Annotated in this window: 1 protein-coding gene; it reads left to right on the top strand. The window is 35.0% G+C overall.

Features of this window, described 5'->3' with window-relative positions; all coding sequences use genetic code 11:
* Positions 1 to 159: 159 nt before the first annotated feature.
* Positions 160 to 622 (top strand): peptide-methionine (S)-S-oxide reductase MsrA (gene msrA / locus CD172_RS12075; protein ID WP_103346485.1); only part of this gene is annotated, 463 nt, incomplete at its 3' end.

Genomic DNA, 622 nt, shown 5'->3' with positions numbered 1-622 from the left:
ATTTAATTTCGCTCATCTTATCAACCTTATACCTTCAAAATTGGGATTGTCTGTACTATAATTAATACATATTAACGTTATATAAAATTATTTTAAAAATCAAGTGAAAACTTTAAAAATCGGACTAAGGTCTAAAATAAAAGGGGAAAGGGTGTCCACATGAATATCAATGTTGCTTACTTTGCTGGAGGTTGTTTTTGGTGTATGGTTCAACCTTTTGACACTAATGAAGGCATTGAAAACGTGACTTCAGGATACATGGGTGGACATTTCGCACACCCAACCTACGAAGATGTTAAAACAGGAGAAACAGGTCATTACGAAACCGTACGCATTGAATACGATGTCGCCCTATTCTCATATCAAAAATTGCTAGAAATTTTCTTTTCTGTCATAGATCCAACAGATGCTGGAGGTCAATATCAAGATCGTGGTCCTCAATACCAAACAGCTATTTTTTACACGAATAGCGATCAAAAAGAAGTAGCGGAAGCTTACATTGCATCTTTGAAAAATACATTGGACCATGACAAAGCCATTGCTACAAAAATATTACCGGCTTCCACATTTTACGAAGCAGAAGATTATCATCAAGATTTTTATAAAAAGCATCCCGAACGAT

It is taken from the genome of Staphylococcus agnetis (assembly GCF_002901865.1).
GTDB classification, from domain to species: domain Bacteria; phylum Bacillota; class Bacilli; order Staphylococcales; family Staphylococcaceae; genus Staphylococcus; species Staphylococcus agnetis.
The sequence above is the reverse complement of the archived record's forward strand: the minus strand, read 5'-3'. Positions and strand labels throughout refer to the sequence as shown.